Source organism: Pseudomonas sp. MYb118, assembly GCF_040947875.1.
GTDB lineage: Bacteria > Pseudomonadota > Gammaproteobacteria > Pseudomonadales > Pseudomonadaceae > Aquipseudomonas.
The window spans coordinates 440,973-463,876 of sequence record NZ_JBFRXN010000001.1 but is presented as its reverse complement, the minus strand read 5'-3'; the positions used below and the strand labels follow the sequence as shown (position 1 = coordinate 463,876).

16 protein-coding genes and 4 tRNA genes are annotated in these 22,904 nt (G+C 62.7%); 3 read left to right on the top strand and 17 right to left on the bottom strand.

Annotated elements, in window-relative coordinates; all coding sequences use genetic code 11:
* Window positions 1-164: 164 nt before the first annotated feature.
* The 7 genes from ABVN20_RS02140 to leuC all read right to left on the bottom strand — a co-directional run bounded on the left by ABVN20_RS02140 (window position 165) and on the right by leuC (window position 9,643).
* Window positions 165-2,897 (bottom strand): FimV/HubP family polar landmark protein, encoded by a 2,733-nt coding sequence (locus ABVN20_RS02140; RefSeq protein WP_368553707.1) that lies wholly within the window; start codon window positions 2,895-2,897, stop codon window positions 165-167.
* 207 nt (window positions 2,898-3,104) lie between these two features.
* Complete coding sequence (locus ABVN20_RS02135; protein WP_368553705.1) at window positions 3,105-4,115, bottom strand: aspartate-semialdehyde dehydrogenase; 1,011 nt, start codon at window positions 4,113-4,115, stop codon at window positions 3,105-3,107.
* 236 nt (window positions 4,116-4,351) lie between these two features.
* Window positions 4,352-5,464, bottom strand: coding sequence for an aspartate-semialdehyde dehydrogenase (asd, locus tag ABVN20_RS02130; RefSeq protein ID WP_368553704.1), 1,113 nt, complete (start codon window positions 5,462-5,464; stop codon window positions 4,352-4,354).
* A 69-nt stretch (window positions 5,465-5,533) separates the two neighbouring features.
* On the bottom strand, window positions 5,534-6,616 hold the full coding sequence (leuB, locus tag ABVN20_RS02125) for a 3-isopropylmalate dehydrogenase (RefSeq protein WP_368553702.1): 1,083 nt from the start codon (window positions 6,614-6,616) through the stop codon (window positions 5,534-5,536).
* A 51-nt stretch (window positions 6,617-6,667) separates the two neighbouring features.
* Window positions 6,668-7,435, bottom strand: coding sequence for a class I SAM-dependent methyltransferase (locus ABVN20_RS02120; protein ID WP_368553700.1), 768 nt, complete (start codon window positions 7,433-7,435; stop codon window positions 6,668-6,670).
* Between the two features lie 134 nt (window positions 7,436-7,569).
* Entirely contained in the window at window positions 7,570-8,214 is a 645-nt protein-coding gene (gene leuD, locus ABVN20_RS02115) for a 3-isopropylmalate dehydratase small subunit (protein WP_368553699.1), read from the bottom strand.
* 10 nt (window positions 8,215-8,224) lie between these two features.
* Window positions 8,225-9,643, bottom strand: a complete 1,419-nt coding sequence (leuC, locus tag ABVN20_RS02110; protein ID WP_368553697.1) for a 3-isopropylmalate dehydratase large subunit — start codon at window positions 9,641-9,643, stop codon at window positions 8,225-8,227.
* A 147-nt stretch (window positions 9,644-9,790) separates the two neighbouring features.
* Between leuC and ABVN20_RS02105 the strand changes: the two genes are divergently transcribed.
* From ABVN20_RS02105 to ABVN20_RS02095, 3 genes are all read left to right on the top strand, one after another.
* Window positions 9,791-10,681 (top strand): LysR family transcriptional regulator, encoded by an 891-nt coding sequence (locus ABVN20_RS02105; RefSeq protein ID WP_368553695.1) that lies wholly within the window; start codon window positions 9,791-9,793, stop codon window positions 10,679-10,681.
* A gap of 65 nt (window positions 10,682-10,746) precedes the next feature.
* Window positions 10,747-14,025, top strand: a complete 3,279-nt coding sequence (locus ABVN20_RS02100; protein ID WP_368553693.1) for an EAL domain-containing protein — start codon at window positions 10,747-10,749, stop codon at window positions 14,023-14,025.
* A gap of 593 nt (window positions 14,026-14,618) precedes the next feature.
* Window positions 14,619-16,892 carry a nitric-oxide reductase large subunit gene (locus tag ABVN20_RS02095; RefSeq protein WP_368553692.1) on the top strand — a complete coding sequence of 758 codons (2,274 nt, stop codon included), beginning with the start codon at window positions 14,619-14,621 and terminating at the stop codon, window positions 16,890-16,892.
* A gap of 52 nt (window positions 16,893-16,944) precedes the next feature.
* On the opposite strand, the gene ABVN20_RS02090 is transcribed toward ABVN20_RS02095, so the two are convergent.
* From ABVN20_RS02090 to gltX, 10 genes are all read right to left on the bottom strand, one after another.
* Window positions 16,945-17,391, bottom strand: coding sequence for an Hsp20 family protein (locus ABVN20_RS02090; RefSeq protein WP_368553690.1), 447 nt, complete (start codon window positions 17,389-17,391; stop codon window positions 16,945-16,947).
* 119 nt (window positions 17,392-17,510) lie between these two features.
* Complete coding sequence (locus tag ABVN20_RS02085) at window positions 17,511-18,470, bottom strand: tRNA dihydrouridine synthase (protein ID WP_368553689.1); 960 nt, start codon at window positions 18,468-18,470, stop codon at window positions 17,511-17,513.
* A 136-nt stretch (window positions 18,471-18,606) separates the two neighbouring features.
* Window positions 18,607-19,056 carry an acyl-CoA thioesterase gene (locus tag ABVN20_RS02080; RefSeq protein ID WP_368553688.1) on the bottom strand — a complete coding sequence of 150 codons (450 nt, stop codon included), beginning with the start codon at window positions 19,054-19,056 and terminating at the stop codon, window positions 18,607-18,609.
* A 47-nt stretch (window positions 19,057-19,103) separates the two neighbouring features.
* Window positions 19,104-19,937: an alpha/beta fold hydrolase gene (locus ABVN20_RS02075; protein WP_368553686.1), complete on the bottom strand. Its 834-nt coding sequence runs from the start codon at window positions 19,935-19,937 to the stop codon at window positions 19,104-19,106.
* A gap of 31 nt (window positions 19,938-19,968) precedes the next feature.
* A complete protein-coding gene (locus tag ABVN20_RS02070; RefSeq protein ID WP_368553684.1) occupies window positions 19,969-20,508 on the bottom strand; it encodes a TetR/AcrR family transcriptional regulator in 540 nt (179 codons plus the stop codon).
* A 182-nt stretch (window positions 20,509-20,690) separates the two neighbouring features.
* Window positions 20,691-20,766, bottom strand: a tRNA-Glu gene (locus tag ABVN20_RS02065).
* 79 nt (window positions 20,767-20,845) lie between these two features.
* Window positions 20,846-20,921: transfer RNA gene (locus ABVN20_RS02060), tRNA-Ala, on the bottom strand.
* A gap of 53 nt (window positions 20,922-20,974) precedes the next feature.
* Window positions 20,975-21,050, bottom strand: a tRNA-Glu gene (locus ABVN20_RS02055).
* Between the two features lie 79 nt (window positions 21,051-21,129).
* Window positions 21,130-21,205: transfer RNA gene (locus tag ABVN20_RS02050), tRNA-Ala, on the bottom strand.
* Window positions 21,206-21,385: 180 nt separating this feature from the next.
* Complete coding sequence (gltX, locus tag ABVN20_RS02045) at window positions 21,386-22,867, bottom strand: glutamate--tRNA ligase (RefSeq protein WP_368553682.1); 1,482 nt, start codon at window positions 22,865-22,867, stop codon at window positions 21,386-21,388.
* Between the last annotated feature and the right edge of the window lie 37 nt (window positions 22,868-22,904).

Sequence of the window (22,904 nt, the reverse complement as noted above, 5' to 3'; positions counted from 1 at the left end):
ATTGGTCTGACCCCATCGCGAGCAGGCTCGCTCCCACAAAGGGCACGCCTGGCAAATGTGGGAGCGAGCCTGCTCGCGATGGCGGTGGAACGGCTTATGTGGTGATCGGCACAAACAAAAACGGCAGCCTCAAGGGGCTGCCGTTTTTTTTACTTCGGGAGCAATCAAGCCAGTCGCGAAAGCATGTCCTTGGCTTCGCTCTTCTGGCCGTCATTACCTTCGCTCACCACCTCGTTGAGGATGTCCCGGGCGCCGTCGGCGTCGCCCATGTCGATGTAGGCCTGGGCCAGGTCGAGCTTGGTGGCGACTTCGTCGGTGCCGGAGAGGAAATCGAACTCCGGCTCGTCCGCTGCGGAAGCCAGGGCGTCCTCGGCGTTGAAGGTTGGCTCGCTGATGCTCTGGGACAAGCGATCCAGCTCGGCGTTGACGTCGTCCAGTTCCGCGGAGAACGCGTCCGGCTCGTCCATTTCATCGGCCAGCGACAGATCGAAATCAGCCGGCAGGTCCAGATCGTCCAGCGGCGCCTCGGGCGTGGTTGGTGCTTCGGCGACAGGCAGATCCTTGATGTCGTCATCCAGGCTCAGCAGGAAATCGTCCTCGGCCAGCGTGGCAGGCGTTGGCTCGGCGCCCAGATCCATGTCCAGATCGAAGTCCGACAGGTCGTCGAGGTTTTCCTGGATTTCGTTCTGCTGTTGCAGCACCGAGGCAAAGCTGAGGTCTTCTTCCGCCGGGAACTCATCCAGCTCAGCCAGGGTTTCCGGCTCTGGCTCAAGTGCGGATTCAGGCTCAGTGGCCGCAACTGGCGCAACCGGGATGTCCATGTCGTCCAGGCTCAGGTCAAACGCGCTGTCGAGGTCGTCGTCCAGCGCCAGATCCGGCTCTGGCGTCGGTTCAGGTTCAGGTTCAGGTTCAGGTTCAGGTGCCAGTTCCGGCTCCTGAGGCTCGTCCATCAACAGGTCCTTGACGTACTGCGCGTCCAGCTCGGCAGCGACGGCCGCAGCCGCCAGGCCACCAGCGGCAACCACAGCCATGGCCGGGAAGCGGCTTTTCAGCTCTTCCACACGGGCGAAGTTCTCACCGTTGGCCACCAATTGACGCTCCTGGCCCACGAACGCATCGCGATCGCCCTGCTGGCCATAGACTTCCATCAGTTTCAGGCGCAGATCACTGCGCTGAGGCTCCTGCTTGATCGCGTCTTCCAGCAGCGCCGCTGCCTGGTTCAGGCGACCGGCCGCCATGTGCGACTGCGCCTTGTCGAGTACATCGTCATCACGCTCGGCAGCGGGTGCAACCAGGGGCGCGGCAATCGGCGCAGCCATTACCACTGGCGCGACCACGGGTGCCGGTGCTGGCGCTGCAGCCGGCGCAGGTGCCGGAGCCGGAGCCGGTGGCACGGTGTTGAGCTTGACGTTCGCTGGCGGCACTTCCAGGCCTTCGAAGCTGCTGTCCGGCAGATCGTGATCGAAGGTCACGTCCTGTTCTTCAGACAGCGCCCGCGCCATGCGCAGGTGCTTTTCGGCTTCCTGCTGGGCCTTGCGGCGACGTGCCAGCAACAGCAGGAGCAGCGCCAGAATCACCGCACCACCGCCCACCAGGCCCATCAGCACCGGGTTGGTCAGCAGGTCGTTGAACGCCTGATCGTCGGAAGCGGCCGGCTTGGATTCGGCTGGCGTTTCAGCCGGTGGCGGCGTTGCTTCAGCGGCCGCCGGCGCAGGCGCTGCCGGCGCGGCAGCAGGGGCTGGTGTCGGGCTCGGCGTCAGTTCGGCGGAAATCACCGGAGCCGTCGCAATCGCGCCCGCCGGGGCCGCCGCCGGGACCGGCTCAGGCGCTGCACTGGCGGCGCCCTCCGCTTCCAGCTTGGCCAACTGGTTGTTCTTCAACTCGATCAGACGCTGCAACTTGTCCATCTGGCTTTGCAGATCGCTGATGCGGCTCTTCAGCTCGGCGTTGTCACGGCGGGTCGTGTCCAGGCTTTCCTGGGTCACGGCCAACTTGTTGCCGATGGCCTTGGCATCGCCCGCCGGGCCTTTACCGCGGGCACCTGCCTCGGCGGAGACCAGGCTCAGATTGTCCTTGGCCGCTTGCGCCGGCGCGCCATCACGGCGCCCCCGGTTGGTGGCGTCCAGTTGCTGCTGGCCGGTACCGGGCCTGGCCACATAACGGCGGCCCTGGCGCCAGGCGGCGTTCTGCGCGGCGACTTCGGCAATCGCCTGGGGTTGCGGCAGGCTGGTGCTCTGGGTCTGATCGGGCAGGCGCAGGACCTGGCCGGTTTTCAAAAGGTTGATGTTGCCGTTGATGAACGCATCCGGGTTCAGCGCCTGGATGGCCAGCATGGTTTGCTGGATCGAGCCACCATTACGCGCCTTCGCGGCGATTTCCCACAGGGTGTCGCGCGGCGTGGTGGTGTATTCGGTTGGCTTGCTGGCGCCGGTCACGGGTGCGGTGACGGACTGGGCCGGCGCAGGTTGCGCAGCCGCATCGGCGGTTTGCGGCGAGAACTTGGAAGGATCGAGCAAGACGCTGTAATCGCGCAGCAGGCGACCGTTCGGCCACATCACCTGAACCAGGAATTTCACCATCGGTTCGGTCAGAGGCTTGCTGGAGGTCACGCGCAGGACGCTCTTGCCACTGGCGTTGATGACCGGGGTGAAGCTCAGGTCATTGAGAAAGGCCTGGCGGTCGACGCCGGCCTTGGCAAAATCTTCCGGCGACGCCAGGCTCGGCACCACTTCGGCGGCGGTGAGCTCCTTGACGTCGAGCAGCTCGATCTCGGCCACCAGCGGCTGGTTCGGCGACGACTTCAGGGTCAACTCCCCGAGCCCGAGCGCATGCGCCATACCGGAGGACAGCGCCGAGGCGGCCGCTATTGCTAACACCAGTTTGCGAACTTGAACCATAGCCTCATCCTTTGTCTGAACATTCCTCGGCCAGCGAGAAGGTGTTGATTGTCGCTGCCGTAAGGCATTGCGCGCGGCGGCGAAGGTCACCGCGCGCGATCATTTCTTTCATGCCCCGGAAAGCCCCGCAGGGTGGCTCGCCTTCAGCAATCCCGTCCAGCGAGTGGCCCGACAGGAATCATTATGCAAATTGTGGCCAAGTATCTTTTACAGCTGGTCTTTTATCAACAATTCAGCCACCTGCACAGCATTGAGCGCCGCGCCTTTGCGTACGTTATCTGACGTCAGCCACATATTAAGTTCCGCCGGGTCGTCGATCCCTGCCCGCACACGACCAACGTAGACCACATCCTGGCCGACCGCGTCGCCGACCGGTGTCGGGTAATCGCCGGCTTCCACCAGCTCGATTCCCGGCGCGTCTTCCAGTACGGCGTTGACTTTTTCCAGGTCCACGGCGTTGGCTGACTGCAAGGTCACGCTAAAGCTATCGCCAAAAAACACCGGGGCTTGAATGCAAGTAACGGAAATCTTTAATAAAGGCAGCGCCATGACCTGACGCAGCTCGCGCACCAGGCGTTTTTCCAGCAGCGTGTGGCCCTGTTCATCCGGCTTGCCGACCTGTGCCAGCAGGTTGAACGCCATCTGCCGATCGAAGAATTTCGGCTCCAGCGGGCGCATGTTCAAAAGCTCAGCGGTTTGCCGGGCCAGCTCGGTGACCGCCTCGCGGCCCTGATCGGAAACCGCCAGACTGGCAGAGACGTGGACGCGTTGCAGATCGAGCAGGCCGAGCAATGGCGCCAGCACCACGGCCAGCGTGGTGGCCGACGGGCTCGGGCTGCTGACCTGGAACGGCTTTTTCAGGCCCGCCAGCACCTGCGCGTTGGCCTCCGGCACCACTTGCGGCGCCTGATCGGCCGGCAAGGCGCCAGACAGGTCGATCAACGAGCAACCGGCAGCGGCGGCCCGCGCGGCGAAACTCAGGGTGACCGCAGGGCCCGCGGCGAAAAACGCCAGTTGCACCTTGCTGAAGTCGAACTCGTCGACCTCCCGCACCCGCACGTTTTTGCTGCGGAACATCACCGAGCTGCCGGCGGACTCGCTGCTGGCCAGCAGGTGCAAGGTGCCGATGGGGAAGTCGCGCTCTTCGAGAATCTGTACCAGCGTTTCGCCGACGGTACCGGTGGCGCCGATCACGGCGATGTCTAGGGTCTGGTTCATGGTTTACCTCTGGCGAAACGGGGGGAGCGGCACTTTACCGGGTGGGTGGGATGCAGGCAATTTCTGCTGGGGCCTGTGTTGATTGTACTGGCCCCATCGCGGGCAAGCCCGCTCCTACAGGGGCACCGCTGTACCTGTAGGAGCGGGCTTGCCCGCGATGAGGCCGGTACAGAGGACCCAAAATAAAAAAACCCGCACCTCTCACAAGGCACGGGTTCTTTCACGGCATCAACCGATCAACGCTCGAGCAGGATCCGCAGCATGCGGCGCAGCGGTTCGGCCGCGCCCCACAGCAGTTGGTCGCCGACGGTGAACGCGCCGAGGAACTGCGAGCCCATGTTCAGCTTGCGCAGACGGCCCACCGGGATGTTCAGGGTGCCGGTGACCTTGTTCGGGCTCAGCTCCTGGATGCTGACATCGCGGTTGTTCGGCACCAGCTTGACCCAAGGGTTGTGCTGGCTGATCAGCCCTTCGATGTCGGCCATCGGTACGTCTTTGTTCAGCTTGATGGTCAGCGCCTGGCTGTGGCAGCGCATGGCGCCGATGCGCACGCAGATGCCGTCCACCGGGATCGGGTTCTTGAAGCGACCGAGGATCTTGTTGGTCTCGGCCTGGGCCTTCCACTCTTCGCGGCTCTGGCCGTTCGGCAGTTCCTTGTCGATCCATGGGATCAGGCTGCCCGCCAGCGGTACACCGAAGTTTTCCGTCGGGTACGCGTCGCTGCGCATGGTTTCGGCCACACGGCGGTCGATGTCGAGGATCGCGCTGGCAGGGTCGGCCAGTTGATCGGCGACGGAGGCGTGGGTCGCGCCCATCTGCTTGATCAGCTCACGCATGTTCTGCGCGCCGGCACCGGAGGCCGCCTGATAGGTCATGGCGCTCATCCACTCCACCAGACCCGCCTCGAACAGGCCGCCCAGGCCCATCAGCATCAGGCTGACGGTGCAGTTGCCGCCGATGTAGTTCTTGGTGCCCGCGTCGAGCTGCTGGTCGATGACCTTGCGGTTCACCGGGTCCAGCACGATCACCGCGTCATCCTGCATGCGCAGGCTGGAAGCGGCGTCGATCCAGTAGCCCTGCCAGCCGGCTTCGCGCAGTTTGGGGAATACTTCGCTGGTGTAGTCGCCACCCTGGCAGGTCAGAATCACGTCGAGGGTTTTCAGCTCTTCAATGCTGTAAGCGTCCTTGAGCGGAGCAATGTCCTTGCCCACGGACGGGCCTTGGCCACCGACATTGGAAGTGGTGAAAAACACCGGCTCGATAAGATCGAAATCCTGCTCTTCCAGCATCCGCTGCATGAGCACGGAACCGACCATACCGCGCCAACCGATCAGACCTACACGTTTCATCGCAACTACACCTTCTTGAAAAGTGGGCCGCTGCTTCCGGGGGTGGAAAATGGCAGCGGGCCCGAGAGATTACAGATTCCGCAGCGCGGCGACTACTGCGTCGCCCATTTGCTGCGTACCGACTTTGGTACAACCGGCCGACCAGATATCGCCGGTGCGCAGGCCCTGGTCCAGGACCAGGCTGACCGCTTGCTCGATGGCATCGGCCGCGGCCTGCTGGTTGAAGCTGTAACGCAGCATCATCGACACCGACAGGATGGTCGCCAGCGGGTTGGCAATGCCCTGCCCCGCGATATCCGGCGCCGAACCGTGGCACGGCTCGTACATGCCCTTGTTGTTGGTGTCCAGGGACGCCGACGGCAGCATGCCGATGGAACCGGTGAGCATCGAAGCCTGATCGGACAGGATGTCGCCGAACATGTTGTCGGTGACGATCACGTCGAACTGCTTGGGCGCGCGCACCAGTTGCATGGCGGCGTTGTCGACGTACATGTGGCTCAGCTCGACCTCAGGGTAATCCTTGGCCACTTGTTCGACGATTTCACGCCACAGCTGGCTGGAGGCCAGGACGTTGGCCTTGTCCACCGAGCACAGCTTCTTGTTGCGCACCATGGCCATGTCGAAGCCGACACGGGCGATACGGCGGATTTCGCTTTCGCTGTACGGCAGGGTGTCGTAGGACTGGCGCTCGCCGTTTTCCAGGGTACGGGTGCCGCGTGGCGCGCCGAAATAGATACCGCCGGTCAGTTCGCGAACGATCAGGATGTCCAGGCCCGAGACGATTTCCGGCTTCAGGCTGGAAGCCTCGGCCAGTTGCGGGTACAGGATCGCCGGACGCAGGTTGCCGAACAGGCCCAGTTGCGCACGGATTTTCAGCAGACCGCGCTCAGGGCGGATGTCACGCTCGATGGTGTCCCATTTCGGGCCGCCCACGGCGCCCAGCAGCACGGCGTCGGACGCGCGTGCACGTTCCAGGGTTTCATCGGCCAGGGGCACGCCGTGCTTGTCGATGGCGGCGCCGCCGATCACGTCGTGGCTCAGTTCGAAGCCCAGGCTGTACTTGTCGTTGGCCAGTTCCAGCACCTTGACCGCTTCGGCCATGATTTCCGGACCAATACCATCACCTGGGAGAATCAGAATCTGCTTGCTCATGCTTTCCTCATGTCATCAGTCGGTGCGCCCGCAGGCGCGCCCGGAAAAATCCTATCGTTCGGCCATCAGTACCAGGACATCGGTACTGAACGAGCCATCGGCGTCAATCTCGAAATACTCGCGCACTTCGGCGCCCATCGCCTGCTGCAACTGGCGGATCGCCGCGCGCATCACCTCGGGCGTGCGCATGCGCTCGACCCAGGAGCTGTACTCCAGGCGCAGGCGCTGGCGCGTGGTGCTGCGGGCGTGCAACCCCGCCTCACTGACCTGGCGCAACCACTCACCGGCGGAATAATCACGCACGTGGCTGGTGTCACGCAGCACTTCGACGCTCTGCAGGTAAGTGTCGAACAACGGGCTGCCCGGTGACAACACGTCGATGAACGCCGCCACGCCACCCGGCTTGAGCACCCGGCGCACTTCGCGCAGGGCCAGGCCCAGGTCGCTCCAATGGTGCGCCGAATAACGGCTGAACACGAAATCGAATTCGCCATCGGCGAACGGCAAGTGCTCAGCGGCGCCACGCACCGTGGAAATATTGCTCAGGCCACGATCCACCGCCGCTGCGGCGACCACGTCGAGCATCTGTTGCGACAGGTCGTAGGCCACCACGTCACCCGCCAGCGCAGCCACGTGAAAACTCACGTGGCCGGCGCCGCACCCCAGGTCCAGGACCCGGGCCGCGCCCTTCCCCGCCAGCTCGGCCTGTAGCAGGGCGAATTCGGTGCCTTGAGCGTGGACGGCGCTGCTCAGGTAGGCCGAGGCCTGTTCACCGAATTGTTTCTGGACTACCTGGCTGTGCTGGGGAGTGCTGGTCATGGGGGACTTCCTTTCTGGGGTGAGTCTTGGGGTGTCTGTACCGGCCTCATCGCGAGCAAGCTCGCTCCTACAGGTAAGGTGATCCCCTGTAGGAGCGGGCTTGCCCGCGATGGGGCCGGCCCTGACTACATCAATTACGCGTCACGAAACAACCAAGGCTGGCTCGCCCGGTGCTTGCCTTCGAACGCCGCGATCGCATCGCCGTCCTGCAAGGTCAGGCCGATGTCGTCCAGGCCGTTGAGCAGGCAGTGTTTGCGGAACGCGTCGATTTCGAAGTTCAGCACCTTGCCGTCCGGACGGGTCACGGTCTGGGCCTGCAGGTCGATCTGCAATTGGTAACCCGGATCGGCCTCGACCTGCTTGAACAGTTCGTCGACTTCTTCGTCGCTGAGGATGATCGGCAGCAAGCCGTTCTTGAAGCTGTTGTTGAAGAAGATGTCGGCGTAGCTCGGCGCGATGATGCTGCGGAAACCGTACTCTTCCAGCGCCCATGGCGCGTGCTCACGGCTGGAGCCGCAACCGAAGTTCTCACGGGCCAGCAACACGCTGGCGCCCTGGTAGCGCTCGGCGTTGAGGACGAAGTCCTTGTTCAGCGGACGCTTGGAGTTGTCCTGGTACGGCTGGCCGACATCCAGGTAACGCCATTCGTCGAACAGGTTCGGGCCGAAGCCGGTGCGCTTGATCGACTTCAAGAATTGTTTCGGGATGATCTGGTCGGTGTCGACGTTGGCACGATCCAAAGGCGCGACAAGGCCAGTGTGCTGGGTAAAGGCTTTCATGCTGCGCTCCTCAGATCAAATCGCGGACGTCGATGAAACGACCGTTCACCGCCGCGGCGGCGGCCATGGCCGGGCTGACGAGGTGGGTACGACCACCGGCGCCCTGACGGCCTTCGAAGTTACGGTTGGACGTGGAGGCGCAATGCTCGCCCGACTCCAAACGGTCCGGGTTCATCGCCAGGCACATCGAGCAACCCGGCTCGCGCCATTCGAAACCGGCTTCGAGGAAAATCTTGTCCAGCCCTTCGGATTCCGCCTGCGCCTTCACCAGACCCGAGCCCGGCACAACGATGGCCTGCTTGATGGTCGAAGCCACTTTACGGCCCTTGGCGATCACGGCAGCGGCACGCAGGTCCTCGATTCGCGAGTTGGTGCACGAACCGATGAAAACACGGTCAAGCTGGATATCGGTGATCGCCTGATTGGCGGTCAAACCCATGTACTTCAAGGCGCGTTCGATAGAACCGCGCTTGACCAGGTCGGCTTCCTTGGCCGGGTCCGGCACGTTCTGATCAACGGCCAGAACCATTTCCGGCGAGGTTCCCCAGCTCACTTGCGGCTTGATCTGGGCGGCGTCGAGCTCGACGACGGTATCGAACACTGCATCGGCGTCGGACACCAGGTCTTTCCAGGCTTCGACGGCCAAGTCCCATTCCGCGCCTTTCGGAGCGAACGGACGGCCCTTCACGTAGGCCACGGTCTTTTCATCCGCCGCCACCAGGCCCACGCGGGCGCCGGCCTCGATGGACATGTTGCAGATGGTCATGCGGCCTTCGACGGACAGGTCGCGAATGGCGCTGCCGGCGAACTCGATGGCGTGGCCGTTACCGCCGGCGGTGCCGATCTTGCCGATCACGGCGAGGACGATGTCCTTGGCCGTCACGCCGAACGGCAGGGTGCCTTCAACCAGCACCTGCATGTTCTTCATTTTCTTGGCGACCAGGCACTGGGTGGCGAGCACGTGCTCGACCTCGGAGGTGCCGATACCGTGAGCCAGGGCACCGAAGGCGCCGTGGGTCGAGGTGTGGGAGTCGCCGCAGACCACGGTCATGCCGGGCAAGGTCGCGCCCTGCTCCGGGCCGATGACGTGGACGATGCCCTGGCGAACGTCGTTCATCTTGAATTCGACGATGCCGTATTCATCGCAGTTGTCGTCGAGGGTCTGCACTTGCAGGCGCGAAACCTGGTCGGCGATGGCCTCGATGCCACCCTTGCGCTCCGGCGTGGTCGGTACGTTGTGGTCCGGGGTCGCGATGTTGGCATCAATACGCCAAGGCTTGCGCCCGGCCAGGCGCAGGCCTTCGAAGGCTTGCGGCGAAGTCACTTCGTGGATGATGTGACGATCGATATAAATCAGCGCCGAGCCATCGTCGCGCTGTTTGACCAAGTGCGAATCCCAGAGCTTGTCGTAGAGCGTTTTGCCGGCCATCAGACGTTTCCTCATCAGCTTGTTTCTATGCCCTGGGTCTTGAGCGATTCAATAACCCTTTGGCTTGTGAGGCTGATGCTATGGGGTTAGATTAAATAACTCAAATTCATATTTTTTATGCTTTGGATAACCAACTGGAATGCGGCCATGGACCTCGCCAACCTCAATGCCTTTATTGCCATTGCCGAGACCGGCAGCTTCTCCGGCGCCGGCGAACGCCTGCACCTGACGCAACCGGCGATCAGCAAACGCATCGCTGGCCTGGAGCAGCAACTGAAGGTGCGCCTGTTCGATCGCCTGGGCCGTGAAGTCGGCCTGACCGAGGCCGGGCGCGCCCTGCTGCCGCGGGCCTATCAGATCCTCAATGTGCTGGACGACACCCGCCGCGCGCTGACCAATCTCACCGGCGAAGTGACGGGGCGGCTGACCCTGGCCACCAGTCACCACATCGGCCTGCACCGCCTGCCGCCGCTTTTAAGGGAGTTCACTCGACGCTACCCGCAGGTGGCGCTGGATATTCAGTTCCTCGATTCGGAAGTGGCCTACGAGGAAATTCTCCATGGCCGCGCCGAGCTGGCGGTCATCACCCTGGCGCCGGAGCCCCATTCGCTGGTCAAGGCCACACCGGTGTGGGACGACCCGCTGGACTTCGTGGTCGCCCCGGAACATTCGTTGATCAGCAACGGCGCGGTCAGCCTGGCGGACGTCGCCCTGCACCCGGCCGTGTTCCCCGGCGGCAACACCTTCACCCACCACATCGTCCAGCGCCTGTTCGAAGCCCAGGGCCTGACGCCGAACATCGCCATGAGCACCAACTACCTGGAAACCATCAAGATGATGGTGTCGATCGGCCTGGCCTGGAGCGTGCTGCCACGCACCATGCTCGACGATCAGGTGGCGCGCATACCTTTGCCGGGCATACAGCTCACTCGCCAGCTAGGCTATATCTTGCACACCGAAAGGACGCTGTCGAACGCAGCACGGGCTTTCATGGCCCTGCTGGATGGACAAGTCGATCTGCCAGGGAATCGAGGCTAACTTGTGCTACTCCTATAGAGCCGCGAATACCTGTGCCTAACGCCAATTCAGCCTAAGGCTTGCCAATGCCCAAATCTGTTGACCGTATTCCACCCATGCCCCGCATCCAGGCGCTCGACCCCAAACAATCGGAGCAGAGCTGGGAAAGTGCACCGCAGTTGCTCGCCGCCCTCAACGGCGCACGCCTGGGTGCCTGGTATTGGGACATCGAGCGCGGGCAGATCAGTTGGTCACGGGGCACGCAGGCCTTGTTCGGCTTCGACCCTCACCAGCCCCTGCCCGACGACCTGGAATACCTCGACCTGCTGCCGTTGGAAGACCGCGCGAAAACCGTCCGCGCCTTCCACGCGGTGATTGCCGGGGCACCGCTGGAGCAGGCGATGCACCACCGCATCCGCTGGCCCGATGGCAGCCTGCACTGGCTGGAGATCAACGGCAGCCTGCTGCCGGACAAGCACGGTCGGCCCAGGATGATCGGGGTGATTCGCGAAATCACTCACCAGCGCCAGCGCGAACAGGCCCTGAGCAGTTCGGAAAAACGCTTTGCGACGCTGTTTCACCTGTGCCCGAACATGGTCCTGCTGACGCGCCAGGACGACGGCCTGATCACCGAAGCCAATCAGTATTTCGAAAGCCTGTTCGGCTGGCCGGTACAGAACGCGATTGGCCGCACCACCGTTGAACTGGGCTTGTGGGTGCACCCCGAGCAACGGGAAAAGCTGGTCAAGGCGACCAAGGCCAAGGGCGAGCTGATCAGCATGGAAGTGCAGTTTCGCGCCAGCAACGGGCAGATCCACGACGGCATCCTCAGCGCACAGAAGGTCGAGCTCGAAGGGCAACCGTACTTGCTCAGCACCTTCCTCGACACCACCGAGCGCAAGGCCGCCGAACTCGCCCTCAAGGACAGCCAGGAACGCCTCGACCTGGCGCTGGACTCGGCGCAACTGGGTACCTGGGACTGGCACATCCCCAGCGGCATGCTCTATGGCTCGGCCCGGGCCGCGCAACTGCACGGGCTGGAAGCCAAACCCTTCCATGAATCGTTCGAGGAGTTTTTCGAAGGCGTGCCCGGCGAAGAACGCGCCGGCATGCGCGATGCCTACCGCAGCCTGCGCGAAGGGCCGGCGGGCAACTATCAACTGACCTATCGCGTACAACTCGAGGACGGCTCTTCGCGCTACCTGGAAAGTCGCGCGCGCCTCTACCGCGACGAAAACGGCGCCCCGCTGCGCATGGCCGGGACCTTGCTGGACATTACCGACCAGGTCGAACGGGAACAGAAACTGGTGGCCTCCGAAGAGAAGTTCGCCACGCTGTTCCAGGTCAGCCCTGACCCGATCTGCGTCACGCGCCAGGACACTGGCCAGTTCATCGAGATCAACTCAAGCTTCACCCAGACCTTCGGCTGGAGCACCGCCGAGGTGATCGGTCGTAGCGCCGACGAAATCGGCCTGTGGGATGCCTCGGCAAAAAGCCAGCGACGGATCGAACAAGTGGTCCGCGAACAGGGCCTGAACAACGTCGCCATCCTCGTGCGGCACAAGGACGGCCAATCCTTGACCTGCGTGATTTCCAGCCGGCAGATCAGCGTCGGCGACCAGCCCTGCATCGTCACCACCCTGCGCGACATCACCCAGCAGCAACGTTCGGAAGCGGCGTTGAAGGCCAGTGAGGAGAAGTTCGCCAAGGCCTTCCACTCCAGCCCGGACGCCATCACCATTACCGAGCGCGATACCGGCCGCTACCTAGAGGTCAACGACGGGTTCTGCCGCCTGACCGGCTACCGCGCCGATGAGGTGGTGGGCCGCACGGTGTACCAGGTCGGGATCTGGGCCGAGGAAAAACAGCGCTCGGCGCTGCTGGCCGAGCTGCAGATCAAAGGGCGTGTGCATCACCAGGAAATGCTCGGGCGCAACAAGCGCGGCGAGATGCTGACCGTGGAAGTGTCGGTGGAGCCGATCACCCTCAACGAAACGGCCTGCCTGTTGCTGACCGCCCGGGACGTCAGCCTGCTTAAGAATGCCGAGGCGCAGATCCGCCACCTCGCTTACCACGACCCGCTGACCAACTTGCCCAACCGTGCCCTGCTGATGGATCGCCTGAGCCAGCAGATCGCCCTGCTCAAGCGCCATAATCTGCGCGGCGCGCTGATGTTCCTCGACCTCGACCACTTCAAGCACATCAACGACTCGCTCGGCCATCCGGTGGGCGACACGGTGCTGAAGATCATCACCGCGCGCCTGGAAGCCAGCGTGCGCATGGAAGACACCGTGGCGCGCCTGGGTGGCGACGAGTTCGTGGTGCTGCTCAGCGGCCTTGAAGGCACGCGCAATGAGGTTTCCGCCCAGGTTCGCGAACTGGCCGACACCCTGCGCGACCTGCTCTCCGAACCGATGTTCCTCGACGGCCAGCGCCTGCAAGTGACGCCGAGCATCGGGATCGCACTGATTCCCGACCACGGCTCGACCCCGACCGATCTGCTCAAGCGCGCGGACATCGCGCTGTATCGGGCCAAGGACTCCGGGCGCAACACCGCGCAGATGTATCACAACACCATGCAGAAGGCCGCCAGTGAACGCCTGCGCATGGAAACCGACCTGCGCCTGGCGCTGTCCCGGGGCGAGTTCGACGTGCATTTCCAGCCCCAGGTCGATGCGCGGGACAACCGCATCGTCGGCGCCGAGGCGCTGGTGCGCTGGAATCACCCGGAACTGGGCGCGCAATCCCCCGCCGAATTCATCAAGGTATTGGAAGACAGCGGCCTGATCCTCGAGGTCGGCACCTGGATTGTCGACGAAGCCTGCGACGCCTTCAGGCAATTGATTGCCAAGGGCCTGGTCAACCCCTTGCAGTTCAGCCTGTGCGTGAACATCAGCCCGCGGCAGTTCCGCCAGAACGACTTCGTCGAGCGCATCGAACACAGCCTGCAAAGCCACGGCCTGCCCTGCTCGATGCTGAAACTGGAAATCACCGAAGGCATCGTCATCCAGAACCTGGAAGACACCATCAGCAAAATGCGCCGCCTGAAAAAGCTCGGCGTGAGCTTCGCCATGGACGACTTCGGCACCGGCTATTCCTCGCTGACCTACCTCAAGCGCCTGCCGGTCGACACGCTGAAAATCGACCAGTCGTTCATCCGCGACGCCACCACCGACCCCAACGACGCCGAGATCATTCGCGCCATCGTCGCCATGGCCCGCAGCCTGGAACTGAAAGTGATCGCCGAAGGGGTGGAAACGCCGGAGCAACTGGAGTTTTTGCAGGGGCTGGGTTGTCACCTGTACCAGGGCTACCTGCACAGCCAGCCGTTGCCGGTGGAGGCGTTTCAGCAGTTGTTGCGCTGAAACCTGTAGGAGCGAGCTTGCTCGCGATGGACGTCAACGATGACGCTGGCTGTCTGGATGCCAGCGGTGTCTGGGCGAACATCGCGAGCAAGCTCGCTCCTACAGGGATAGGGGCATCTCCCATACCTGCGTATGAATCTCTCAAACCTACACATGACGCCACTGACCCTGCGTACAAATGACGCCCCGGCGGCCAGCCCGTACATTGGATCCCACGTCGACGGCAAGCGCCCCCGCATCGCCGCCGACTGATCGCCAACAGTCGATCGCCCTCCCTGCAATACCCCGGCCCACCCTTCCCGATCACGGGCCGGTTTTTTTGCGCCCGCATACAGGTTATGCGGGCGCCTTTTTTCGTAGGTCATTACGACCAGGACGTAGTCAATGTGACCGCTCATGCAGCGTGTCATTTAGACGCTGGACAGGTAAACGAGCCCGCAAAAACGGGCGACTCCGCTCGGCACGAGTCTTGATAGGGCTACGCCCGAATGCCGAACGTCAACATCAAGGAGCTGATATGCAGCGCTACCCCGACCCGACAGCGATGAAGCTGTCGCGGCCATTACACAACCCTGTTCCGACGGAGGTGATCCATGGGTGAATACCGCAAATTATGGTGGTCGCTGATTGGCGTCCTCGGCGTGACTTTCTGCCTGCTGGGGTGGTTCGGTCGCGAGATCTACCGCCAGGCGCCACCGATCCCCGAACAGGTGCAGAGCGTCGATGGCACCACGCTGTTCCGGGCCGCCGACATCCTCGACGGCCAGACCGCCTGGCAGAGCATTGGCGGTATGCAGCTGGGTTCGATCTGGGGCCACGGTGCGTATCAGGCGCCGGACTGGACCGCCGACTGGCTGCACCGCGAACTGCTCGCCTGGCTGGACCTGGCGGCGCAACAGCGGTTTGGCAAGGCCTACAGCCAGATTGATGACGATCAGCAGGCGCTGCTGCGCCACCAGCTCAAACGCGAGTACCGGGGCAATCGACTGGTCGACGGCACGCTGGTGCTCAGTGAGCGACGCATCCAGGCGATCGCGAAAACCGCGGCCTACTACCACGCGCTGTTCAGCAACGATCCGTCGTTGCACGGCAGCCGTGAAAGCTTCGCCATGAAGGAAAACACCCTGCCGGACGCCGCCCGGCGCCAGCAATTGACCCAGTTTTTCTTCTGGACCGCCTGGGCGGCCGCCACCGAGCGTGATGGCCAGAGCGCGACCTTCACCAACAACTGGCCGCACGAGCCGCTGATCGACAACCACCCGACCGCCGAAAACATGGTCTGGTCGATCGTCAGCATTGTCGTGCTGCTCGCCGGCATCGGCCTCCTGGTGTGGGGCTGGGCGTTCCTGCGCAACCATGAAGAAGGCGAACCGACGGTGCCGGCCCAGGACCCACTGAGCCTGATCAAGCTGACGCCTTCGCAGAAAGCCCTGGGCAAGTATCTGCTGCTGGTCGGCGCCCTGTTCGGCTTCCAGGTACTGATGGGCGGCGTGACCGCGCACTACACCGTGGAAGGCCAGGATTTCTACGGCCTGCCCCTGTCGAAGTGGTTCCCCTACTCGCTGACCCGCACCTGGCACTTGCAGAGCGCGATGTTCTGGATCGCCACCGGCTTCCTCGCGGCCGGGCTGTTTCTGGCACCGTTCATCAACGGCGGCAAGGACCCCAAATACCAGAAACTGGGGGTCGATGTGCTGTTCTGGGCCCTGGTACTGGTGGTGGTCGGCTCCTACGCCGGTAACTTCCTCGCCATCGCCCAACTGATGCCCGTCGAGTGGAGTTTCTGGCTCGGTCACCAGGGTTACGAGTACGTCGACCTCGGCCGCCTGTGGCAGATCGCCAAGTTCGCCGGCATCGTGTTCTGGCTGGTACTGATGTTGCGCGCGATGATGCCTGCGCTGCGTCAGCCCGGTGACAAGAACCTGCTGGCACTGCTGGCGTGCTCGGTGATTGCCATCGGCCTGTTCTACGGCGCCGGCCTGTTCTATGGCGAGCGCACCAACCTGTCGGTCATGGAGTACTGGCGCTGGTGGGTCGTGCACCTGTGGGTCGAAGGCTTCTTCGAAGTGTTCGCCACCACGGCGCTGGCCTTCATTTTTACCAGCATGGGCCTGGTGTCCAAGCGCCTGGCGACCACCGCGACCCTCGGTTCGGCTTCGCTGTTCATGCTCGGCGGCGTTCCCGGCACTTTCCACCACATCTACTTTTCCGGCACCACCACACCGGTGATGGCGGTGGGCGCGACCTTCAGCGCCCTGGAAGTAGTACCGCTGATTCTGCTGGGCTACGAAGCCTGGGAAAACTGGCGCCTCAAAGATCGCGCGCCGTGGATGTCGCGCATTCGCTGGCCGTTGCAGTTCTTCATCGCCACGGCGTTCTGGAACATGCTGGGCGCCGGCGTCTTCGGTTTCCTGATCAACCCACCGATCTCGCTGTATTACATCCAGGGCCTGAACACCACGCCACTGCATGCACACGCGGCGTTGTTCGGCGTGTACGGTTCGCTGGCACTGGGCTTCAGCCTGTTGATCCTGCGCTACCTGCGGCCTAACTTGCAGTTCAATGATCGCCTGATGAGCACCGGTTTCTGGTGGCTCAACGGCGGCCTGGCGCTGATGATTTTCACCAGCCTGCTGCCAGTTGGCATCCTGCAGTTCTACGCCAGTGCCAGCCAAGGCCTGTGGTATGCCCGCAGCGAAGCATTCATGCAGCAGGACCTGCTGCAAACCCTGCGCTGGATCCGCACCTTCGGCGACATCGTATTCCTGATCGGCGCATTTGCGGTGATCTGGCAAATCGCCGGTGGGCTGCTGTTTTCGTCGCGCCATCCACGCGCCGTGAACTCGGCCACGATCGGTCAGCGCTAAACACCCACGCACAAAAAAGGGCGCCATTGGCGCCCTTTTTCATTGCTCGGCCTTAGTGTTGCAGGGCCGGCTTTTGCTCCCCGTTGATCGGGATGCGTTTGGCTTTCGCCTCTTCCGGAACCACGCGCAGCAGGTCGATGCTCAGCAGGCCATTGCGCAGGTCGGCGGCCTTAATCTCGATGTGATCGGCCAGGCGGAAGGACAGTTTGAAGGCACGCTGGGCGATGCCTTGATGCAGGAAGGTCACGCCTTCGTTGCCATCACGTTTGCCGCCACTGATGGTCAGCACACCCTTCTCGACTTGCAGCTCCAGGTCGTCTTCCTGGAAACCGGCTGCCGCTACGACGATGCGGTATTGATCGTCACCGTGTTTTTCCACGTTGTAGGGAGGGTAAGAGCTGCCAGGCTCGTTGCGCAGGGCGGTTTCGAACAGGTCGTTGAAGCGGTCGAAGCCCACCGAGGAACGGAACAGAGGCGCGAGGGAAAATGCAGTAGTCATGGTTCAAATCTCCTGAAAACAATCAGCAAGTTTTTTGTCTCCGCGACCCGAATTCGGCATCGCGTAACCCTTAGATAAGGACCGCTGATTGCATTTCAAGAGACTTTTTGCAGATTTTTTCAGGCCGCCTGCGCCACCGGCACACCGAGCAAACGCGAGACCTGATCCGGCTCGGTCTCGCGGCGCAGCGTGGTGAACAGCTCCACCGCCTCGGGATAATTGCGCGTGAGCATGGCCAGCCATTGCTTCAGACGCCCCGGTGACTGGCGCGGGGTCATCTGCGCCTGGGCCTGTTGCCAGAACTCGCGGATCAGCGGCAGCAGCTCGGCCCAGGTCATTTCGACCACCTCTTCACCGGCGCGGGCCGCCATGATCTGCCGGCCCAGGTCCGGACGCGAGACCAGGCCGCGACCGAGCATGATGTCTTCCACGCCGCTGATTTCGCGGCAACGGCGCCAGTCTTCGACGCTCCAGATATCGCCATTGGCGAACACCGGCACCTTGACCACGTCCTGCACCCGCGGGATCCACTCCCAGTGCGCTGGCGGCTTGTAGCCATCGGTCTTGGTCCGCGCATGCACCACGATGTGCTCCGCGCCGCCTTCGGCCAGCGCCGTGGCGCACACCAGCGAACCGTCCGGGCTGTCGAAGCCCAGGCGCATCTTCGCGGTGACCGGAATGTGCGCCGGCACCGCGCGCCGCACGTGCTCGACAATGCGGTTGAGCAGCTCGGGCTCCTTGAGCAGCACCGCCCCGCCCCGGGACTTGTTGACGGTCTTGGCCGGGCAACCGAAATTCAGGTCGATGACCTCAGAGCCCAGCTCGCAGGCCAGCGCGGCGTTTTCCGCCAGGCACACCGGGTCCGAACCCAGCAGCTGCACACGCAGGGGCACACCGGCGGCGGTGCGCGCACCGGTCAGCAGCTCGGGGCCGAACTTGTGGAAGTAGGCCGGGGTGAGCAATTGGTCGTTGATGCGGATGAACTCGGTCACGCACCAGTCGATACCACCGACACGGGTCAGCACGTCGCGCAGGATGTTGTCGACCAACCCCTCCATGGGTGCCAGGGCAATTTGCATGAAAAACATACTCGAGGAAAAACGTGCGGCAGTTTACTGGATTATGGACACCTGTAGGAGCGAGCTTGCTCGCGATGGCGGTGTGTCAGTCAACATCATATCCACTGACAGATGGCCATCGCGAGCAAGCTCGCTCCTACAGGGTTTGTGGCAGCGGCTGGTTAAGGGCCGGGCCATAGCCTTCGATGAACTCCGCCGGCATGCGCTTGGGCCGACCGGTGGACAGTTCGATGCACACGAAGGTGGTTTGCGCGCGCAGCAGGGTGGCGTTGTCGCTCGGGCGCTTGAGCTGGAAGTGCCGGGTCATTTTCAGGCGCTGGTCCCAATCGACGATCCAGGTTGCCAGTTGCAACTGGTCGCCCTCGTAGGCCGCCGCCAGATAGTCGATCTCGTGGCGCACCACGGCCATCGCCCGGTCCAGCCGCCGGTACTCGACCAGGTCCAGCCCCAGGCGCTGGGAGTGACGCCAGGCACAGCGTTCCAGCCAGGTCACGTACACCGCGTTATTGGCGTGCCCCAGGCCGTCGATGTCCTCGGCGCCCACTTCCAGGTTGATGATAAAAGGCGTTGCCCGATCCCAGCCCATGCCCCACTCCGGTCAGATTATTGCGACCGGGGCAGTGTAACGGATGCTCAGGCCGATTGGCGCGATTGCAGGCTGCGGCCAGCCAGCAGTGATAACACGCCATCAATCACACGCGGGTCGGCCAGTACCCGCTGATGACCGCCGTCGGGCAAGCGCAGCAAGCGGCTGTCGAACCAGGCTTCGTGGATCAGTTGGGACTCCTTGACCGAGACCAGGCGGTCGTCTTCGGCGTGGACGATCAGGCCGGGCATGTCGAGCTGATAGTGCGTGACATCCAGCGCCGCCGCGCGCATGCCGACGTCTTGCTCGACCTGGCGGATGAACGCCGAGCGAGCCCTGGGCGGCAGGCGCACGTAGCGGGCAAAGCCGCGCAGCACCCCGAGGATGCGCGCCGGCGCAGCAATGGTGACCAGCGTCTCGGTGCGCAGGCCCAGTTGCACCGCCAGCATGGCACTGGCGCCGCCCATCGAGTGGCCGATGACCGCTTGCAAGGGCGGCAGTTCGGCGGCCGCCTCGAGCATGGCGCGGGCGAACAGCATGACATTCGCTTCGCGACCGGGTGAACGCCCGTGACCGGGGCCATCCAGGGCTACCACGGAGTATCCGGCGTCCACCAGTGCGGTGATGAGGCTGGCGAATTGCGTCGGCCGCCCTTCCCAACCGTGCATCAACAGCACGGCCGGGCCGCGCCCCCAGCGCAGGGCCGAGAGACCGAAGCGCAAGGTGATGCGCTCGGATTTCGCCAGCAGCGGCAGCTCCCAGTCACGGGGCGGCAAATCCCGCGGCCTCATGAATGCCAGACGCATTTTCGCCGCAACCAGCTTCGGTGCAAACCAGCCCAAGGTGCCATTAACGCCACGAACCCACTTCAACGCGCTCATCGCTCTCACTCCCCAGGCTTGTGCCTTCAGGTCATAGCACCGCCGATTTGGCGGCACGCAGCAGTCGATCGGACAACTCTCCCGGCCCCAGCGCCCGCGCCAGGGCCAACCCACCGACCATCAGCGCCATATCGGCCAATGCCTTGTCGGTGTCTTCCGCACTGGCCGCCAACTGCGCGACCATCAACTCCACGTGCTCGTTCAACGCCACACGAAACGACTCCGGCAGGCGTCCCAACTCCCCGACCGAAGCCGGGATCGGGCACGCCGAATCAGAGGAATCACGGTGCTTGCGTGACAGGTAGAACGCCGCCACCAGCGCGCGACGCTCTTCGCCGGTCAGGTCGGCATCCATGTCGGCAATCAGTCCACGGCGGTGACCGAGCAATTGCTTGAACGCTTCCAGCATCATCGCGTCCTTGCTTTCGAAGTGCGCATAGAAGCCACCCACCGTCAGGCCGGCCGCCCCCATCACTTCACCTACGCTCGGTTCGGCCGGACCACGCTGAATCAGCGCAGCGCTGGCGGCCTTGAGAATCCGTTCGCGGGTTTGAGCTTTCTTGTCGTTCATCGCTGCCTCCAAATATTACGACTAGAATATTATTCTCATAATAATATTCTGCAAGTCATGAAAGTGACCGCTGGTCTGATGCACATTTTGAAGAAATAAGGGGATTTGGCCAAACGCCAGACAAACAAAAGGGCCATTCAATAATTGAATGACCCTTATAAATCCCGCAGAGCGGGTAATCGTGGCGTCCCCTAGGGGACTCGAACCCCTGTTACCGCCGTGAAAGGGCGGTGTCCTAGGCCACTAGACGAAGGGGACGCAAAACCTTCTATACAACTGATCAGCGCTGAGTACTGATCGCTTCAAGGCCGGTGTGGCCAGACCTTGAAGTGTAAATTGGTGGAGCTAAGCGGGATCGAACCGCTGACCTCCTGCATGCCATGCAGGCGCTCTCCCAGCTGAGCTATAGCCCCGGATTTTTCGCCTCTCGGCGCAGCGACATCTTGCAACATCGCTTGTGTAAAACTGGCGTCCCCTAGGGGACTCGAACCCCTGTTACCGCCGTGAAAGGGCGGTGTCCTAGGCCACTAGACGAAGGGGACGCAAACCCTTCTATACAACTGATCAACGCTGAGTGTTGATCGCTTCAAGGCCGGTGTGGCCAGACCTTGAAGTGTAAATTGGTGGAGCTAGACGGGATCGAACCGTCGACCTCTTGCATGCCATGCAAGCGCTCTCCCAGCTGAGCTATAGCCCCTCATCGCTGAGGACGGGGCGAATCTTAATGGCGCTTCGGAAACCTGTCAAACTTATTTTCAACAATTTTCAAAAAATTTTTCCGCCATAACAATCACTTACCGCCCTGCCCCGTAAATCCGGGGCATTTGTGCCCCTGCAGTCGCCACCTCTGGCAGCGACTGCAGAAGCCCACCTGAGATCAGGCGATGTTGCCCAGCAGTTTTTCCCACTCCTTGTTTTCCTTCTTCGACACACCACCGAGCAAGTCGATGGCCTGGCGCAGGCGGAAACGGGTGAGGTCCGGGCCGAGAATTTCCATGGCATCGAGCACCGACACCGAGCTCGCCTGGCCAGTGATGGCGGCGAACATCAGCGGCATGGCGTCACGCAGCTTCAACTCCAGAGACTCGACCACCGCCTGGATGGTCGCGGTGATGCTGTCCTTTTCCCACTGACGCAGGCTTTCGAGCTTCCACAGGATCAGTTGCATCAACTGACGCACCTGGTCGCCCGACAGTTTCTTCGACTCGAACAGTTTGGCATCCGGGTTGACGCCACCGGCAAAGAAGAAGCCGGCCAGCGGTGCCACCTGGCTGAAGGTTTCCACACGCCCCTGGACGTGAGGCGCGATCTTCATCATGTACTCGGCATTGAACGCCCACTTCTGCACCCGTGCGGCGAACTCTTCCACCGGCAGGTCACGCAGCCACTGGCCGTTGAGCCACGACAGTTTCTCGATGTCGAAGATCGGCCCGCCGAGGGACACCCGGCTCAGGTCGAAATGCTCGACCATTTCCTGCAACGAGAACTTCTCGCGTTCGTCCGGCATCGACCAGCCCATGCGCCCCAGGTAGTTGAGCATGGCTTCGGGCATGAAGCCCATGCGCTCGTAGAACGTCACCGAGGTCGGGTTCTTGCGCTTGGACAGCTTGCTCTTGTCCGGGTTACGCAGCAGCGGCATGTAGCACAGCTGCGGTTGTTCCCAGCCGAAGTACTCGTACAGCAGGATCAGTTTCGGTGCCGAAGGCAGCCATTCTTCACCACGCAGCACATGGGTGATGCCCATCAGGTGGTCATCGACCACGTTGGCCAGGAAGTACGTCGGCAAGCCGTCGGTCTTCATCAGCACCTGCATGTCCATGCGATCCCACGGGATCTCGACATCGCCACGCAGCATGTCCGGCACCACGCACATGCCTTCGCTCGGCACTTTCATGCGGATTACGTGCGGCTCGCCCGCAGCCAGGCGACGGGCGACTTCTTCCTTGGACAGCAGCAGCGCGCGGCCGTCGTAACGCGGGGTTTCACCACGCGCCATCTGCTCGGCACGCATCTGGTCCAGCTCTTCGGCGGTGCAGAAGCACGGGAACGCGTGGCCCATGTCGACCAGTTGCTGGCAATACTTCTGGTAGATATCGCCACGCTCGCTCTGCCGGTACGGACCGTGCGGGCCGCCCACATCCGGGCCTTCGCTCCAGTCGATACCCAGCCAGCGCAGGGCGTCGAAGATCTGCTGTTCGGACTCGCGGGTCGAACGCAACTGGTCGGTGTCCTCGATCCGCAGGATGAACTCGCCACCGTGCTGCTTGGCAAAGCAGTAGTTGAACAGAGCGATGTAAGCAGTACCTACGTGGGGGTCCCCGGTAGGCGATGGCGCGATGCGCGTGCGGACGGTGGTCATGGCAAGTCTCGAAATGAAGATGAAACAAAGGGCGAAT

Excerpts from the sequence above, each read along its gene's own strand:
- ABVN20_RS02140 (WP_368553707.1), bottom strand. The coding sequence starts at position 2,897 with ATGGTTCAAGTTCGCAAACTGGTGTTAGCAATAGCGGCCGCCTCGGCG.
- ABVN20_RS02135 (WP_368553705.1), bottom strand. The coding sequence starts at position 4,115 with ATGAACCAGACCCTAGACATCGCCGTGATCGGCGCCACCGGTACCGTC.
- asd (WP_368553704.1), bottom strand. The coding sequence starts at position 5,464 with ATGAAACGTGTAGGTCTGATCGGTTGGCGCGGTATGGTCGGTTCCGTG.
- leuB (WP_368553702.1), bottom strand. The coding sequence starts at position 6,616 with ATGAGCAAGCAGATTCTGATTCTCCCAGGTGATGGTATTGGTCCGGAA.
- ABVN20_RS02120 (WP_368553700.1), bottom strand. The coding sequence starts at position 7,435 with ATGACCAGCACTCCCCAGCACAGCCAGGTAGTCCAGAAACAATTCGGT.
- leuD (WP_368553699.1), bottom strand. The coding sequence starts at position 8,214 with ATGAAAGCCTTTACCCAGCACACTGGCCTTGTCGCGCCTTTGGATCGT.
- leuC (WP_368553697.1), bottom strand. The coding sequence starts at position 9,643 with ATGGCCGGCAAAACGCTCTACGACAAGCTCTGGGATTCGCACTTGGTC.
- ABVN20_RS02105 (WP_368553695.1), top strand. The coding sequence starts at position 9,791 with ATGGACCTCGCCAACCTCAATGCCTTTATTGCCATTGCCGAGACCGGC.
- ABVN20_RS02100 (WP_368553693.1), top strand. The coding sequence starts at position 10,747 with ATGCCCAAATCTGTTGACCGTATTCCACCCATGCCCCGCATCCAGGCG.
- ABVN20_RS02095 (WP_368553692.1), top strand. The coding sequence starts at position 14,619 with ATGGGTGAATACCGCAAATTATGGTGGTCGCTGATTGGCGTCCTCGGC.
- ABVN20_RS02090 (WP_368553690.1), bottom strand. The coding sequence starts at position 17,391 with ATGACTACTGCATTTTCCCTCGCGCCTCTGTTCCGTTCCTCGGTGGGC.
- ABVN20_RS02085 (WP_368553689.1), bottom strand. The coding sequence starts at position 18,470 with ATGCAAATTGCCCTGGCACCCATGGAGGGGTTGGTCGACAACATCCTG.
- ABVN20_RS02080 (WP_368553688.1), bottom strand. The coding sequence starts at position 19,056 with ATGGGCTGGGATCGGGCAACGCCTTTTATCATCAACCTGGAAGTGGGC.
- ABVN20_RS02075 (WP_368553686.1), bottom strand. The coding sequence starts at position 19,937 with ATGAGCGCGTTGAAGTGGGTTCGTGGCGTTAATGGCACCTTGGGCTGG.
- ABVN20_RS02070 (WP_368553684.1), bottom strand. The coding sequence starts at position 20,508 with ATGAACGACAAGAAAGCTCAAACCCGCGAACGGATTCTCAAGGCCGCC.
- gltX (WP_368553682.1), bottom strand. The coding sequence starts at position 22,867 with ATGACCACCGTCCGCACGCGCATCGCGCCATCGCCTACCGGGGACCCC.